The sequence below is a fragment of the Paenibacillus sp. FSL H7-0918 genome, assembly GCF_038007025.1.
Taxonomy (GTDB): Bacteria; Bacillota; Bacilli; order Paenibacillales; family Paenibacillaceae; genus Paenibacillus_AQ; species Paenibacillus_AQ odorifer.
Window position 1 is genome coordinate 126,128 of record NZ_JBBOWJ010000004.1, and the last position, 17,248, is coordinate 143,375.

At 46.0% G+C, this 17,248-nt stretch carries 12 protein-coding genes; 2 read left to right on the plus strand and 10 right to left on the minus strand.

Features of this window, described 5'->3' with window-relative positions; genetic code table 11:
* The first annotated feature begins 1 nt into the window (after position 1).
* Positions 2-1,972: a CotH kinase family protein gene (locus MHI15_RS25575; protein ID WP_341165029.1), complete on the plus strand. Its 1,971-nt coding sequence runs from the start codon at positions 2-4 to the stop codon at positions 1,970-1,972.
* A 112-nt stretch (positions 1,973-2,084) separates the two neighbouring features.
* On the opposite strand, the gene MHI15_RS25580 is transcribed toward MHI15_RS25575, so the two are convergent.
* The 10 genes from MHI15_RS25580 to MHI15_RS25625 form a co-directional block, all read right to left on the minus strand.
* On the minus strand, positions 2,085-2,726 hold the full coding sequence (locus MHI15_RS25580) for a DUF1775 domain-containing protein (RefSeq protein ID WP_076130655.1): 642 nt from the start codon (positions 2,724-2,726) through the stop codon (positions 2,085-2,087).
* Between the two features lie 63 nt (positions 2,727-2,789).
* Entirely contained in the window at positions 2,790-3,449 is a 660-nt protein-coding gene (locus MHI15_RS25585; protein ID WP_341165030.1) for a response regulator transcription factor, read from the minus strand.
* Positions 3,446-4,264, minus strand: coding sequence for a sensor histidine kinase (locus MHI15_RS25590; protein ID WP_341165031.1), 819 nt, complete (start codon positions 4,262-4,264; stop codon positions 3,446-3,448). The genes MHI15_RS25585 and MHI15_RS25590 overlap by 4 nt, the downstream gene beginning before the upstream one ends.
* A 241-nt stretch (positions 4,265-4,505) precedes the next feature.
* Entirely contained in the window at positions 4,506-5,399 is an 894-nt protein-coding gene (locus MHI15_RS25595) for a hypothetical protein (protein WP_341165032.1), read from the minus strand.
* A gap of 20 nt (positions 5,400-5,419) precedes the next feature.
* Positions 5,420-6,340, minus strand: coding sequence for a cysteine synthase A (cysK, locus tag MHI15_RS25600; RefSeq protein WP_341165033.1), 921 nt, complete (start codon positions 6,338-6,340; stop codon positions 5,420-5,422).
* A gap of 147 nt (positions 6,341-6,487) precedes the next feature.
* Positions 6,488-10,396: a galactose-binding domain-containing protein gene (locus MHI15_RS25605; protein ID WP_341165034.1), complete on the minus strand. Its 3,909-nt coding sequence runs from the start codon at positions 10,394-10,396 to the stop codon at positions 6,488-6,490.
* A gap of 267 nt (positions 10,397-10,663) precedes the next feature.
* Positions 10,664-12,358 (minus strand): methyl-accepting chemotaxis protein, encoded by a 1,695-nt coding sequence (locus MHI15_RS25610; RefSeq protein WP_076303021.1) that lies wholly within the window; start codon positions 12,356-12,358, stop codon positions 10,664-10,666.
* Between the two features lie 161 nt (positions 12,359-12,519).
* On the minus strand, positions 12,520-13,218 hold the full coding sequence (locus tag MHI15_RS25615) for a Crp/Fnr family transcriptional regulator (RefSeq protein WP_036683474.1): 699 nt from the start codon (positions 13,216-13,218) through the stop codon (positions 12,520-12,522).
* Between the two features lie 94 nt (positions 13,219-13,312).
* Positions 13,313-13,837 (minus strand): hypothetical protein, encoded by a 525-nt coding sequence (locus MHI15_RS25620; RefSeq protein ID WP_340034346.1) that lies wholly within the window; start codon positions 13,835-13,837, stop codon positions 13,313-13,315.
* Between the two features lie 24 nt (positions 13,838-13,861).
* Positions 13,862-15,373 carry a DUF4153 domain-containing protein gene (locus tag MHI15_RS25625; RefSeq protein ID WP_341165035.1) on the minus strand — a complete coding sequence of 504 codons (1,512 nt, stop codon included), beginning with the start codon at positions 15,371-15,373 and terminating at the stop codon, positions 13,862-13,864.
* Between the two features lie 112 nt (positions 15,374-15,485).
* Here MHI15_RS25625 and MHI15_RS25630 point away from each other — a divergent pair, with 112 nt between their 5' ends.
* The gene (locus MHI15_RS25630) at positions 15,486-17,177 is read left to right on the plus strand and encodes an ABC transporter substrate-binding protein (protein WP_341165036.1); all 1,692 of its coding nucleotides are present in this window, start codon (positions 15,486-15,488) and stop codon (positions 17,175-17,177) included.
* Positions 17,178-17,248 lie beyond the last annotated feature (71 nt).

Genomic DNA, 17,248 nt, shown 5'->3' on the forward strand with positions numbered 1-17,248 from the left:
GATGAAAACCAGAGGTAAGTCAATCCTGCTGAGTTTTTGCTGCCTGCTGCTGGTCATCGCCGTAGCCGGGTGTCAGAACGCAAGTCCGTCTGCAATAAATAATCCAACGTCTGATGCTCAGGACAAGGTCATTTCGAGCGATGAGAAAAAGCTAGACGAGCAGGTCTTTCCAAAAGATAAGGTCGTGGATGTCAAAATCACCTTGGACCCGGACGATTTTCAGGATATGCTGGATAATGCCAGTGCTGAAGAATATAAAATGGCTTCCGTCGAGTACAACGGTATGAAATACGATAATGTAGCTGTACGGACCAAAGGAAATCTCAGTCTCAGAAGCGTAGTACAGATGACAGACTCTGACCGCTACAGCTTCAAAATTTCTTTTGATGAGTATGTTAACCAGAATTTATTCGGCATTACTAAGATCAACCTGAATAATAATTACAGCGATGCTTCTTATATGCGTGAATTTCTGACTTATGAGCTCGCTGAAAGTGTCGGTCTCCCGACGCCGAAATATTCCTTCGTCAATGTGTATGTAAACGATGAACTGAAGGGTTTCTATCTTGCAGTAGAACAGATCAGTGATGCTTATCTGGAACGCAATTTCGGCAACACTTATGGTGCACTTTATAAAGGTGTAATGACCGGTCAGGGCAGTGATTTGACTTGGCTGGGCGATGATCCATCCCTCTATACTGGACTAGAAATGAAATCCGATAAGTCTAACGATGATATTCTTGTCGACATGCTGAATGAGCTAAACAACGGCACCGATTATGAAAAATACATCGACGTAGAGGAATCGCTGAAGTATATCGCTCTAAATGCGGTCACGGGTAATATGGACAGTTATTTAGGTGGAAATAAGCAGAATTATTACTTATATGAAGACGATGGGGTCTTCTCGATTCTGCCGTGGGATTACAATATGGCTTTTGGCGGCATGGGAAGCGCAGATGTGTTAATTGACGAGCCTACCCAAGGTGCGTTGGCAGAACGTCCACTGATTGCGAAACTGCTCGCTAATGATGAATACAAAACAAAATATCATGAGATTGTTAGTGAGATGATTACTGGCTATCTAGCGGACGATACGTTCCAGGCTCGGATGGATGAGCTGAACACGATGATTTCCAGCTATGTCAAAGCGGATCCATCCGCCTTCTACACTTTCGAACAGTATGAAAATGGGATAAAGGCTGTTGAGACCTTCATGTCGAACATGGCCACAAGTATCCAGCAGCAACTCGACGGTACCATTCCTTCCTCCGGTGACGGATCAGGAAGTGGTGGTGGCATGGGCGGCGGTGGCTTTGGTGGCGGCGCTAAAAATGGCGCAGCTCAAGGCGCTGCGGGTGCTGGGCAGGCCACAGGTGCGGATGGCGCTACTGGTAATACTGGCGCAAATGCAGCTGCACCAAATACCGAAGGACAAGCGGCTACGGGTGGACAGACTGCCCAAGGCGGTGCAGGTGGTGAACCTGGTGCCATGGGCGGACCGGCTATCCCTAATGCCGGCGAGGGTCCTGGCAGTAACTCACAAGCAGCTGCGGGTGGGCAGACTACACAAACAGGCCAAACTACTCAAGACGGACAAACCAACACTAATGGCCAAGCTGCTCAAGAGGGACAGGCCAACACTAACGGCCAAGCTGCTCAAGAGGGACAGGCCAACACTAACGGCCAAGCTGCTCAAGGTGGATTTGACGGCGGCGCGGGTGGTGAGCCTGGTGCTATGGGCGGACCCGCTTTCCCTGAAGGCGGCGGAAATGGCCCTGGTGGTGGCGGCATGGGCGGCGGTGGCTTTGGTGGCGGTATGCCTGGTGGTATGGGCGGTGGCGACTTTGGTGGTGCTGGTACTATGCAGCAAAAAGGCAGCACGAGTGAAGCCATCACAACTGGCGTCGCCATCCTTCTCCTAATACTAACCGCTGCTTTCGTAACCTTTTACAAACGCAAACGGCTGTAGATAAGTAAAAAGTATCCTCATCACCAATTAATTCATGCAAGAAGCCTCCGTCGTTTATTGACGGAGGCTTCTTGCATGAACACTATATTCTTGTATCACAACTAGTTCCCGCTTACTCTTTTCGCCCGCGCAATATACTTATGGTTGCTATTAAAAAGGCTAGTAAAGAGATCCCTAATGCGATATAGACCATTGGGTTGACACTGGTGGAGTTGTTCTCGCTTTCCATGATGGCATTATGTTCTTCCATGCTCATGCCATTGTCACTGGAACCATGAGAATGTTCATCCCCACCGGAGGCTTGCACAATCGAAGTAATAGAATGCGGACTTTCTGTTCCTGCCTCACCAGACCACTGCACCAAGCTGCCATCGGCATAATGCTGATAAGCATCCCAAGCAATGTCGCCTGCAGTATCAGGATTCTTTGCTGTGAAATAGAAACGTTGGAATTGCCCTGCTTTAATTCCTTCTCCATTAGCTATCCAGCTAACTTTGTTCCCCTCAATGGTAACATCCCAGCCCGGTGTAGCCTCATATTGCTTGAACTCGGCACCCGCCGGGATTCGTAGATCGACTTGTACAGTCGCCACATCTTTTTCTGAAGGAACTTTAAGTGTGTAAGTCTCCCATGCTCCGGTACTGGATTGTGCTGGTGCTACGGTTACGTGCGCGCTAGCCACGGCTGCGAACAACAGAAGTGTTGCAGCGGCTGGTGCGAAGAGTGTCATTATTTTGCGAGATAATCTGTTCATAGTTAGAGTGCCTCTTTCTTTAAGTAATTTTATCATTTTTCACTTTCATCTCTATCCTCATATTTACTGCGGAAAATCACGTTTACGTGAAGCAAGCCCCTGCTCCAGAGCATAACGCGTCAGCTGCGTACGATTTTGGAGTTGAAGCTTCTGAAGGATGTTTTTCAGATGATTTTTTACGGTATGCTCCGAAATCGACAGGCTTATGGCAATCTCTTTATTCGTCGATCCGGAAGACACACAGCTTAAAATCTCCTTCTCCCTCGCCGTCAAAGACTCCCCTTCGTCCGTTAATGAAGGAACGGTAAATTCTTTCAAGATTTGAAAAGCCAGCTCCCGGCTTAGCGGTGCTTCTTCATTCACAATCGCTTGCAAATATTCAATCCAGGTGGAAGGTGCCAGATTCTTCAATAAGTACCCTTGTGCGCCTTGCTTCAATGCTTCGAGGAGGTGGGAAATTTCGTCCGATACCGTAACGATAACGATTTTGACATAGGGATATTCCTGCTTGATCCGGCGAGTAGTCTCCAGCCCGTCCATCTCCGGCATCTGAATGTCGATAAGAATGAGATCAGGCATCCACTGGGCCGTGAACGCGATCGCCTCAGGACCACTCTCCACTACACCAATGACCTCAAAACTATCATCCATGGACAAAATCTCACACATCGCCTCACGTGCATGCGCATGATCATCCACAACCAAAACCCGGTACCGGCTCATAAACTTCCCCCTCCTTTCGTAATTTCCACATTTGTCCCCGTATTGCCGGAGCTCACCTGAAGCTTCCATCCCATTCCTTCGACACGTTCCTTCATGATCTGAAGGCCGTAACTTCCGTTCACCTCAAAGGGATCATGCTGAAATCCTTCGCCATTGTCGACAATCGCCACGCTCCAGTTTTTCTCAGTGCCTGCACCTGTGATAGAAACCTTCGCCGCTCTTGTATGCTTACGCACATTAATAATAGCCTCTCGGATACAAGATAGCAGCTCTGCTTTTTCCGAAGGAGAGAGGGCTTCATCCTGTAGACTCCAATCCAAGGAAACCTCAATCATAATCTCGTTAGCCATTTGAGCAAGCTGATCTTTAACCGACTGTTCCAATGAAAAAGAGTGCTGCTCAGACACTGGTACCTTCAGATTGGCGATCGCCTGCCGAACATAACGGTTCACCTCGTGGACGGTCTTTTTGATCTGATCCACAATTTCTTCGCTGACTTCCCCATTCCTGCGGCTTGCTTCCAAACGATCTATTTTGACAGATAAAAGAAATAAAGATTGCGCCATCCCATCATGCAGTTCCTTAGCTAGCCCTTCCCGGGCTTTCATTGCCTCTTTGAGCGCACGTTCCTGCTCCAGCTCCCGCTGATTCCGCTCCATCAGCGAAAACAAAGGGACGAGCAAAACAAGAGTGAACAAAAATACGAGGACAGGTGTCAAATAATTCCCCAGATCCATCGAGATATAAGGCATTAGAAACTGATGGCGCACGACCTCCCAGATCCCTACCATTAGCGTTGGCAGTAACAGGATCATATACTTGATTCGGTTATACGTTGCTGTCCCCTCCCGTACATCTTATGATTAACAATATCACCGTCACAATTCTGCTACATGACTCGATCGGGCTATTTAAAGTTCTTATTGTTACAAATTTAAGTATTTTAAAAAAATAATGCTATCCTTCATAATATTATAAGCAATATATAGTGAAAATTTATACTTTCTTATATTGTAGCAAAAAAAAGATACATCCTTCGATGTATCTGCATCCCAGTTATAGTGGTGATGTGTAGCGTCCGTATTGAATGTCCATTTCTTTAAAAACATCTCCCTCTTTTTTCAGGAAAAATGTGTTTACGCCTTCCGCTCCCCACCACTCCATACCGAGTAATGGACCTTCAGCAGTTTCCGCCGCAAAAAGAATAGAGAACATCTCAGGTATCACTTCCCCTCCATCATCCACTCTCCAGACGGAAAATTCATCGCCTTGAATGACAGCCGGATAATCCATAAAGGTAAGCCCGGCCTTATCTTCCAGCACAAGACTAAATAACATCTCCTGATCCTGCCTAATGAATTGAACGAGATACAGCTGCCGATCACCAGACAGGTCAGCAAGTTTCCAAATGTGCTCTACTTCACGATTTTTCGCAGAAACAATATTCTGCCGCACACTTTCTGCAACATTTAGCGAGGCTTGCTTAACCTCCGTAGGCTTAACAGAGATTAACGCATTCGCATTAAACTCTGCCTGATCCGTCAGGTAATAGGTCTCATCAGGGGTCGCATTCCCCGCTTCAACCGTATAAAGATACCCTGGCAGATTCACAAAATTGTGAGCCTTCTCCCGGCCATTACTGTTCTCCGTACCCTCCTGCCATTTATTCAATTTCACTTTTAGCACTTGCCCATGATCGCCGATCGCCTCATTCAATTGTTGCATTTGCGCATCCAGCCCTTTTTCCTGCCCGGTGACTAAGATGCTCTTGCCAGACTCATCTGCAAAACCAAAATTCGCCTTCAGCTTTTCAGCTTCCAGATAAGCTGCTGGCTGCTGCATGCTTGCCGTTGGTGTCGGCTCTGCACTTGGAGAAGGGGTTGGCTTGTTAGAGCCTGAGCAGCCCGCCAGCAGTAGAACAATAAGGAAACTCACACTGAGCTTATTCATTCCCATTCCTCCAGACGAAACTAAAATATTCCCATACTAAGATACCGTTCCCCTGTGTCAGGTGCAATGCAAAGCACGCGTTTGCCAGCCCCAAGACGACGTGCTTCCTGCAACGCCGCCCATACAGTGGCACCACCGGATGGACCCAGCAGGATTCCTTCTTTTGCAGCCAGCGTTCTTACCGTCTCCAAGGCAGCTTCATCCGCAACCTGAACGATGTCATCGTAGACCTTTGTATTCAAAATGGCGGGTACGAAGCCCGGACTCGTTCCTACCAGCTTATGTGGTCCTGGCTTTCCTCCAGATAATACGGGCGAGCCTTGCGGCTCAACCACTAGAACCCGGATATCAGGTAGATGCTCACGCAAAACCTCACCGGTTCCAGTTATCGTGCCCCCAGTTCCTGATGAAGCAACAAACATGTCCAGCTTACCTTCCATTTGCTCCAGGATTTCCAGAGCGGTCGTTGTCCGGTGAATATCCGGGTTGGCTTTGTTCTCGAATTGCTGTGGAATAAAACTGTTCTCCACTTCTTTTCCCAGCTCAATCGCTTTTGCTATAGCTCCCGGCATCCGTTCTGCTGCGGGCGTCAGCACAACATCCGCACCATAAGCCTTTAGAATATTGATTCGTTCCTTGGTCATATTATCAGGCATGACAAGAATCGCTTTATACCCTTTTGCCGCGGCATTCATCGCTAAGCCTATCCCTGTATTTCCACTAGTCGGCTCAATGATCGTCCCGCCCGGCTTCAGCAAACCTGCTAGCTCGGCTTGCAGGATTAGATTATAAGCTGCCCGGTCTTTTACACTGCCACTTGGATTAAAAAGCTCCAGCTTCACGTATAGTTCTGCATCTTGGGGGCTAGTCAGCCGATTTAATCTTACAACCGGTGTATTCCCAATCAGCTCTGTTATATTGTTAACCACTAAGGATGTCATTTTAGAGCCTCCTTCATTTCTGTACCTTCCATTATTGTAACGTGAGCAGCACCTCCTGTCGATTCAGAACCTTACTTTCTGCAACCTGAAAACAACCGCCCCCCACGAAAGCGGGAGACGGCTGTTCAGTACTGGCAGCATTTATTTTTAAGGATTAACGTTAATCGTAAAAGTAGACGTATTATTTTTAATATTCGTTACCGTGTTGGTAATCTTCAGATTGTTAAAGGTGGCTGACCCTCTGGCAGGACCTTGCCCAGCCTCAGCCGCTTCATTTACCCAGATGCCCACTCCGGATTTGCTGTCAAAAGCATCTCCACTCTTTTGCGCACCGGAAATTGTGACATTCGTGAAGAGGGTATCTGTCACTGGGAATTGCGGCGTGGAGCCGACATAGTTGGTCTGGAACATGATGCCATGATAGGTTGGATCAATGATATCCACATCACTGACACGAATGCCTTGGAATACCTTAGAGGCTGAGAATACCCAGATTGCCGGGAAGGTCTGTGCCCCCCAGAAATGTCCACCTGCACGAACAATGGAAATATTCTCAAAATTCGTTGTCGGTGAAGCGCCAAAGCCGTTCATTGGATACCCGAAGTCAAGTGAGCTGATCGTAATTCCAGAATAGCAAAGCGTGTCAGCAATATAAATGTTGCGGAAGGTATTGGCATATCCGCCATAGACGGCTACACCTGCTGCCCGCCAGGTCAAGATTGAAGTGAGATTCTCATAAATATTATCCTTCATATCTGCACCACCGGAATCAATAGCCGAAAACAATGCAAAGCTATCATCCCCTGTTGCCCGTGCCTCAATATTGGATACGAGATTATTCGTGCTGCCATTCGTCATATTGATGCCGTCAGCGAAGGTGTTGCGGATACGGGAGTTTTTGATCACCATGTAATCCGTATTAGCTCCCCAATACATACACACCTGATGTTCGGTCCAGATGTTATCGATCGTAATATTTGCCACATTGGAGAAATCAAATACTTTACCCGGGCCATCAATACGTGATGTGTAGTTCCCAAAGTAAGCAAAATTCGCAAAAGTAGAGCCGTTAGCGGTATCGCTTGCCCGGAAACCGATATCCGTATTCTCCTGATTCGTTGGAGCGTAAAATCTCGTATACCATGGGCCCGCACCAATGATCTTCACTGCTTTTCCATAGACCTGAAATTTACTGGAGGTCTGATAGTTACCGGCTGGTAAATACACACCTACGAGATTTCCGGTCGTATCCATGCGTACTTTATCTAGCGCATTTTGCACATCCTGATGTGTAAAGCCGGCTGGGACCGTATATTTGGCCGGATCTGGATTGGTAATCGGTGATACCTGCTCCAAACTGATGAAATCAATGGCATACTGCGAGGTATTTGCCACATCCTTTTGCAGTCGAATCGTACTACCTTTCGGAATCGTGCTGTCGAACATAATGTTAGCTTCATCATAAATATGCCGCGGAGAACCCGCGCTTGGTGAATTGCCGGGACTTATCTCTGAACCGTACAGCCATGCATATTTAGAGGTCAGATTAATCGCCTTGGTATAAACTCCGTTCACATAGATGTTCAGTGTAGCATTCGTACCGTCTCCACTCGCCGAATCTGGAATGGAGAAGCGGGTGACCAGTGTATTAGTGTCAGCCTTAGTAGTGAATTCTACATAACTGCCTGTAGTATTCAGTGTGACTGCTCTTCTGCCTGAAGCCTCACCCGCAAGATCTCCAATGGTCCGATTAGCAGTAAGCTTCACAGCCCCGCCACCAATCACACCCTCCTCAGCCTCATACATGTCGTAAGGCATATTGGCTCCACGACCTACAAAAAGAGACTGTGTTTGAATATTATTGGCCTGTTTAACTGGCAGCTCATTAGTGTCTACGGCAATTTCCGTCTTCACAGTATATTTGCCATTAGCTGCTGTCCAAGTGCCAAGACTAACAGGAGGCGCTGTTACTCCACTGCCAATCACGCCGTTATAGGTTCCAGTTAAGGTTTGGAGTACAGCATTCGTAGTAGCATCCAGAACCTTCAAGGTTATGTTATGCGCACCCCCTGCGGATGCTGCTGTCCCTTGATTCTTGATTGCCACCGAGAAGCTGACCATATTGCCGCCTGCTGGATTGCTTGGTGTCCAGCTAACAGGGGAAGCTACTAGATCAGAACTGGATACGGGAGCAATAATAAGAGAATTTGGGCTAGTGAAGCTGTTATTGCCTTCGTTCAATTCAATAACCGTATTATTCTCGTCAACCTTTGCAGTTAAAGTATAGGTAGCAGCATCCTTTGCGCCCATATTTAAAGTGACGTTCGTAGATGCGCCAGCCGCTAATGCCCCCACTGGGCTAGTGCCTACAAGTGTGCTGCCCAAGTAGAAATTCACATTAGTCGCTATGGAAGCTAACGTTCCAAGGTTTTTTACCGTTGCATTTAAAGTAATGGCATTGGTCTCTACTGGAGCTGAAGGTGACCATGTAAGACCGGTTATCGCCAAATCCGGATTAGCAGCTGGTGCACCCATCACTTGGAATTCAGCGATTTGTCCAGCGGTTGAACCAGTATTGGTGGTAATCTTCAACTGTACTTCACTAGCCGTGGCCGTTACCGGAATAGTGACCGTATTGCCAGTTGCCGGATTAAAAGTATACACGGTTGCTGGCACAAGACTAGTAAAGGCTGTTGTATTCTGATTATGCCCAAGCACTTGAATAGTCTGAGTACGTGTGGACCAGGCCGATGATGGATTCAGTTTGAGGACAATGGATGTAATATCGGCATTACTACCCAGGTTTACAGATAATGTATTGGGGTAACTTCCTCCTGCTCCTTCCCAGTAAGAAGTTACATCACCGTCATTCGCATTTGTAGGAACAAAGGTAAAGACGGAAGAGGAAGCGTTGATGCTTTTGTTCAAAGCCAGATTGGAACCCGCCCCAGGCGTTGGTGTAACTGTTGGTGTCGGGGTCGGTGTTGGCGTTGGAGTTGGTGTAGGTGTTGGCGTAGGTGTTACTGTCGCTGTCGGTGTTACCGTCGGTGTCGGAGTTACCGTCGGAGTTGGGGTAGGTGTTGCCGTTGGTGTCGGAGTTGCCGTCGGCGTTGGCGTAGGTGTTGTCGCAGAAGCTGGAGTGACGTTCAAATTATCTAGATTCACATTTCCATTGTCTCCTGCATCGTACTTATAAGTAATCGTGTTAGCGCCAGCATTCAGAGCCAGCGTCTCAATCTTTGTTGACCAAGTATTCCAGTTGGCCAGATTCGCAAGTGAGGTTTGTTTAATTTTAGTTCCATTCACATAAACACTAATGGTTTTTGTACTGCCTGATGCATTTGAAAATCTTAATGTAGCATCATAGTTACCAGCAGAAGCCACATTAACGCTAAATGCAGTTGCAGCACCTTGATTTAGGTAACCATCAACAAATCCTGTACCTGTATAATCTGTATGATCCGTGTTAACCTTGGCACCACCGGATAATGCGGCATTCTCCGCTTCATATCCTGAGGATGGAGTTGTAGTTGTATTACCATGAACCTCAAATTCCGCTAACTGTGCTGCTGGCCAGACTGTATTGGATGTGAAATTCAGTTTAACATATCTGACATTCGCAGCTGTAAAGCTTATGGTCACTGTATTGGAATCACTCGTTGGATTAAATGTATAATTGGCGGAATCTACTAAGTTATTGTAAGCTGCATCATCTGTACTCCCTTGCACCGCTAACGTTTGAGTTCTTGTTTCCCAATTCGTAGGCAGCTTTAGCACAACCTGATTCACGCTGCTTGCTGCCCCTAAATCCACTTTAATCCATTGCGGAAAAACACCGCTTGCGCTCTCCCAATACGTTCCTTGGCTGCCATCATTAGCATTGGCTGCTACGTATACATCACCGAAGGAGCTTGAAGTAATAGTCTTCCCTTGGGCTAAATTCCCCGCGGCTAAACTCACCGAGGGATATAATCCTAACTGACCTACAAATAATATAACAATCAAACAATAAAGTACTGCCGTCTTCCCGGTAAATCTTTTAGAAGCTGCTATCATTGAATAACCACCTTCCAAAATTTTGTGGAGCTACACAGCAGAAAGGATGCGCTTTCAAAACAGTAGTTTTATAGACATTCGCCTCCTACATTTGAAATGATGGATTACGGATACAAGCTAACTAATAACGCTAATAATATAAGTTATAGGTAGATGGCCGTCGATGGCGATTTCTATGCTTTGTATGTGGGATATTACGTTCAACCAAAAAAAGCCCCGGAGAGGCCAAGGGGATTATATTGCCCCTTAACTCTCCGACGCTTCATGTTATACATTAAATCTAGCTACCAACCCTTGCAGTCCATGCGCCATTGTACTTAATTCACTTGCAGAGGATGCAATTTGTTCGACCGAAGCCATTTGCTCTTGTGAGGCTGCTGACACATGCTGAGTACTCGCAGCGGTTGTTTCCGAGATTTGCGTAACGTTACGAATTGACTCTACAATCTCATCCGCAGCTGCCGTAATCTCCTCCACGGCTCCAGATACTTCCTGAACCTGTTCAGCAAGTGAATCTATAGATAATCGAATCTCACCGAAGGAACGTCCCGCTTCCTCGATAATCTCCGTACCTCCCTTTACTTCACGCATGCTGCTCATCATCACCTTCATAGCATCATCTGCTTCACTTTGGATCCCAGTCGCCATTTCTGCAATTTGATTGGCGGATTCCGCGGACTGCTCTGCCAGCTTACGGACCTGATCGGCAACCACAGCGAAACCTCTACCTTGTTCACCAGCACGAGCTGCCTCAATCGTCGCATTTAGGGCCAGCATATTCGTCTGCGAAGCGATTCCTTTTATGACTCCTACAATACTGCCAATCTCCTGAGATCGATTCACAAAACCTTGGACCTGCTGTGATAAAGATTGTATGGAGTGATTAATCGATTCCATTTGCTGCCCAGCGGCCTGAAGGGATTCATCTCCTGTAATGGCAAATGCCGCAGAGCGATGGGAGGCTTCCGAGATGTCCTGGACACTGGCAGCAATTTGGCCGATTCCTAGTGATATTTCTGAGATTGTAATTGTATTAGTCTGCAAATCATTCATCTGTTTGGCTGTTCCAGAAGCGACTTCACCCATAATATCCGATATTCGTTCTGTGGCGCCTGCCGTCACTCCACTATCTGACCTAAGCTTTGTAGAGGAACTCGCGAGACTATTCGCTGATAACTTCACCTGTTCAATCATCGTGCCCAGATTATCTGTCATTTTATTAAAGTTAAACGCCAGTTCACCAATCTCATCTTTAGAACGAACACTTAACTTGCGGGTAAGATCGGCATCCCCATCTGCAATTTCCTTCAACTGAGTGTTCACATCACGAAGCGGTTTAATAATCCGTCCAGAAATTAGCAGCGCAAGGATCACCGCGAGCACTACCGACAATCCGGTCACACCAAAGCTAGTAATCAAAGCGTTGTTACGATGCGAATTTGCCAGGCTTTGTCCATTCTCTATTTCCTCTATGAGCATGTTCTGAAACACAATCTGAGATTCAATCATAGCGTCTAATGACAGGTTCGTGAATTTCTTCTGCGCTTCCGGGAAGTTGCCTTCCTTAGCTAAGGCAAAAGCTTCCTTCAGAACGATTAAATAATCATTCCATTTGCTCTTCAGCTCAGCTACACCCTTTAACTCAGCTTCACTTAATCGGGCATTCTCCAGCTCTGTAATAGCATTTTCAATCAATGGGAGCATTTCTTCATACTGCGCCAGATATGAATTCCGCTCATCATCTGTGTTACTCATCACATAACGAGCACCCAACTCATCTGCGGTACGAATCTTATCCGTTAAGCCTTGAACAAGTGACAGCTTGTCCCAGTTACGATTAACCTGATCTGTCAATTGGGTAACCTTCCCCTGAAACAATGTGTTTCCGGCTATCGCCACTAGAAAGACTATAATCACAGCAGTAAATCCTAAGACTATTTTCCCACGGATACTTTTCACCATCGGTTTTCCTCATCTCTATATGTATGTAGATCTATTTGGTACTTTTATCCTACTAGCTCTCCCTTAAGCCTCTCTGAATTTGAACTGAATGTTTGCTTAAAAAAAACAAAAAGACCCCTATTTCCGGCCGAGGCAGGAACTAATGGTCTTTTGAGATCTTTTTATTCGTATAAATTTCCGTTAGCCAGCTCTGCCAGCTTCGATTCATCCAGTACACTTAAGCGTCCACGATTTCGTGTAATGATTCCTTCATCAATAAAACGCCGTACGATTCGATTAAGATGCCGATAGCTTGTGCCAAGCAATTCTGCTGTCTCAATAAGACTTGAGGTCCGAATCTCCTCCACCCGCCGGTCACCATTTTTATCCGCGAACAAAGACATTAAATAACTGGCAAATCGATTCTCCACAGGATACAACAGGTTAAGTGCAGAGGCTTGACCGAGCGTATGCAATTTGTGACTAAGTTCTCCGACGAGAAAACGTAACAACGCTGTGTTTTCCTCAAGCTCTCTCAGGAGTAGTCTTCTCCCTGCAAAAAGAATCAAGCTCTCACCCACAGACTCCACTTGATTCTTAACAGGGAACCGGTGAAGCAGCTCTACATCCCCAATCACAGATATCGGATTTGTAAACCGCACCAGCATAGATTTGCCATTTGGCAGCAAGGTCTGGATTTTGAGCTTGCCCTCAACCAATATGAACATCCCATCCAATTGATCGCCAACCAGACACAGCTTTTCTTCATCCGCGTAACGTCTCAACTCCATTTTATGCGTTACCAGCGGGCTAAATATTCCGTCCAGACCGTTCTTCACTGCCAAGGCACGGACAGCCTCACGGTCATTTATCGTCTGCATGTAGTGCCCCCTCTATTGTTTGCTCCAGTGTAATTTAGAATACCCCACAAAAAAAGGACATATGTCCTTTTTAATGAGGTTTTCCTATGACACTTTACATTACAACAGAATCCACACAATAACGAATCATATCTACCTTCTGATCCTGCAGCCAAAATTCAATACTCCGATGGTTGATTTTATCCACGTATCCGATAATCTCAGCCCCTTGCTCCCCTCTTTTATAATAAGAAGTGCCATAAGCCTTGATCACTTCGTCTGCTGAAGCTCCAATATGAATATCTCTTGCCGTACTCATCGTATGATCGGAATAGACGCTGATTAGAATGATCTTATCATCACCACGTGCTGTGGCTATTGTTGTCTCGTGACCCAGATCATAATACTGATACCGCTCTATATCATTATTTGGCTTAGGTTCCCTAGCGATTGAATCAAGGCTTTGAAACAGCTGAATGCCGCCCAGACTTTCCTGTTCAAGATGGGTGCTGGAAACACGCGAGTAATGATTTTGTTTGGGCGCATTGTATAAATAGATATGATAGATCCCGTAACTTAAACCTACCGTAATAAAAATAATGATAAATGACCAGCCTCTTTTAAATGGCTTTTTCCTCACTGACCTCACACCTTCTTCTTACCTTTACTGTGCAAAATATTCAGCCAGCTCACGCTGCGCCAGATATTGCTGGAAATTAAACGACTGCCATGCCTGCTCACGCTTATTGAGTTCTCTCCATTCATTCTTTAAAAAATCATCCAGCATCCCATCTTCCTGTTCACTAAACTTTATCAGAGAAGGGATGACCTCCGGAGATAAACGGACCAAATAATTGGCGTCCAATTTACCACTCGCTGCATAGCGATCCATATTTTTATTAGCGATAATAACATCCATCCCGATATAGTTCATGACGACGTAGGAGATCAAGCCGAGCACAATATAACATTTCGCCAATGGCAAACGCTGAACAGCTATCCGTAAGGCTGCAACCACCAACAATAAGCCCATAAATATCATAAATGCATGCACTAAAAACCGAGTCGTGGTATAGCCATACACCTCTTCATAGAGAGTCAGACGGGTATAGGCGGAATATAACATAACTGTCGAGCAACCAACCAGAATGTAGAGCAGGACATTAATGAATTTTTGCAGCCCCCCACTTCTTTTTCCTTCCGATACCAAAGCCAGCAGTAAAATCACGAAATTAATCGCAGCCACCATAATCAGCTCAAAAAATCCACTACGTGCGTAATCAGCATATGAGCTGCCCTCTGGTAAAATCCCTTCCCATGCTCCAAACAAGTAAGAAAACTGTACGAAAACAAACAATACATATACCGTGTTAATGGCTATAAGAATCGTCGTCATAATTATCGGATCCATTTTAAAGCTTACAGGCGCCAGCACTGGACCATATTCCTTAGGCTGCATATTCCAGTCATAGATTTTCGAATCCACATACCCCCACACTAAGCCGAACAAGCCCATGCCCAGCAGGATAATCCACAGCACCCGCACAAAACCTTCCCCAAATGAAATCCGATCCAGTACATTCGGCAGCGCCAGCAGTACATGATGAAACACTCCGTCCGCTGAGGACAGCAGAGTCACCACAACCAGCAATATTGGAAAAGAGATCGCAAGTCCTATCAGCACTTTCCCCATAACCTGCTTACGCTCGTCCTTCATTTTACTGCCGCCAGACCTTTTAATGATCGTAAACACAGTGCTCCAATGGCGGAAATTCTGTGGAAGCACATGCTCCAGCGTGTTCCCCACTAATCCAAGCCGGCTCCAAGCCGGCCGTTTATCACTAAGCAAATAAGTCATATGTAATAAAATCAACACCGGGATCACCAGCAGGTTCAGCCCAAAGAAGAAAAAATTATGAAAGAATAAATAGGTTAATGAAAGTAGAAAAATCGCTCCAAACCAGAAGTAACTGAATTTGTTAAGCTTGCGGATTTTAGCCTTGGCATAATAAAGCATGAACGCATAGAACAGACATACAAAGATTGGATACGATAGGCCCGCCAGCTTTCCATAAAATAAATACTGATGAACTATTGCCAGTAAGAACGCGGCAAGCAAAGCAGCAAGCGATCGATTAAGCCTAAGTCCCGTTCCCGTTTCCATTTCCTCGGTCATGGTAATTACCCCCATTTTCTTACTTTCTCATCCTTATTTTACGTGATAAAATAAGAAAAAAAAGAGAAAGAATTTATTTATAATTTCCTATTTTCCGAAAGGAACCAAAACAATGAAGCTGCATAGTCAATTTTTAAAGCTGCAATCTCATTTTGGGGGAGCCACAGAAATCTCAGTGACGATGGATGAGTTGGCATTGATTTTCGGCTGTACACACCGCAATGCCCTGCATATTGTGAATAAAATGATGTTGCAGGAATGGATCAAATGGACGCCTAAGCGTGGGCGGGGAAGCCGCTCTTTGCTGCAATTTCTTGTTCCCTCCGAAGAAATAGCCCTTCAATCCATGATGCAGGCGATTAGCCGCAAAGATGTCCACAACGCTATAGAAGGCATCAAAACCCATGCCAGCTCCACCTCACTGCAGGATACACTGCAGGGTTGGCTGCTGACCTATTTTGGGCATCATTCTGAAATTCGTAGTGACAAGCAAATTGATACTCTCCGGCTGCCTATTACCCAGCAACTCCATACCTTCGATCCGCTCTATATGAATTTGCTGGCAGAGTCATTTGTTTCCAGCCATGTTTTCGACGGGTTAGTGAAACGAAGCGGTGAACAGGACAAAATTGTTCCCTGTCTGGCTCACGCCTGGGAAGTCGATGAGAGCCGGACGCTCTGGACTTTTTTTCTACGCAAAGAGGTGTTATTCCATCATGGAAAAGTGCTGACAGCCAAGGATGTAGTCTATTCCCTGGGACGGTTGATGCAAACCTCTAAACGGACACTCTATAGCTATATTTTCAAAGAAATCCAGCGGGTCACCGCATTAAATCCATCTACCGTTCAAATTACGCTTAAGCAGCCTAATGAACTATTTCTGCCATTTTTGTGTACGAGCAGAGCCGCAATTGTACCGCGTGATTTAGAAGGAATGGATGAGCAGAGCTTTGGCCGTAGACCCGTGGGGACTGGCCCCTTTAAGGTTGTGGATATGACCGAGGACACTTGTGTGCTGGAGGTATTTCCTTATTATTTTCAAGGACGGGCTCATTTAGATCGGGTTGAAATCCTTTATGTCCCGTGGGATACCGAAACGTCATCCTCTGATACGGGTTCTGCTTTTCACGTGATTCAGAATCCCTCATCCGCCAGTTCTTCGACCTGGAGCCGAATTCATTCGGAGTCTTCCATTCGGAAATTCGTCACCTGCAATACGCAAAAAAAGGGACCGCTAAGCGATCCCCTGCTTCGGGCAAAAATAGTCTCCTGTTTAAAAGACGATTCAGCGTCCATCGAGCAAGAAGCGATAATAGATCAAGAAATCACGTTGCAAATCTCTACGATTCCACAATATGCTGGCGATGCTGATTTTATTGCCACTAGACTAGAGCAACAAGGTTATAAATGCAATGTCATTTCCGTGTCTCCAGAGGAATTTAAAGGTCCGATTCGGCTGGAATCAGACCTGATTGTTTTCTCATTATTCCGTGACGAGGATGAACAACTTCGTTTGTTTGATCTATACCTCACACTCTCTAAGCATATTGAACCGCATACTAGAGCGGATATTGAAGGCTGGTTATATACCATCGCGCGCGAACCTAATCCGGTGGCCCGAGCGGAAAGTTTCAGTATCATCGAGAACCGTCTGATTGAAGAGCACCACCTACATATTTTGTATGAAAAACCTACTCAGACTGCTTATCTCCCTTCTGTCCGTGGAGTTAGCTTCAATAGCCAGGGTTGGGTTGATCTTCGTCATGTCTGGTTTCCGCCACTGCTCTCTAGCAGCACGAATTGATCTGCTTGAAATAAAAAATGCGGAAATCCAGAGCTTGCCCCGGATTTCCGCATACGCGATAAAGCTAATTA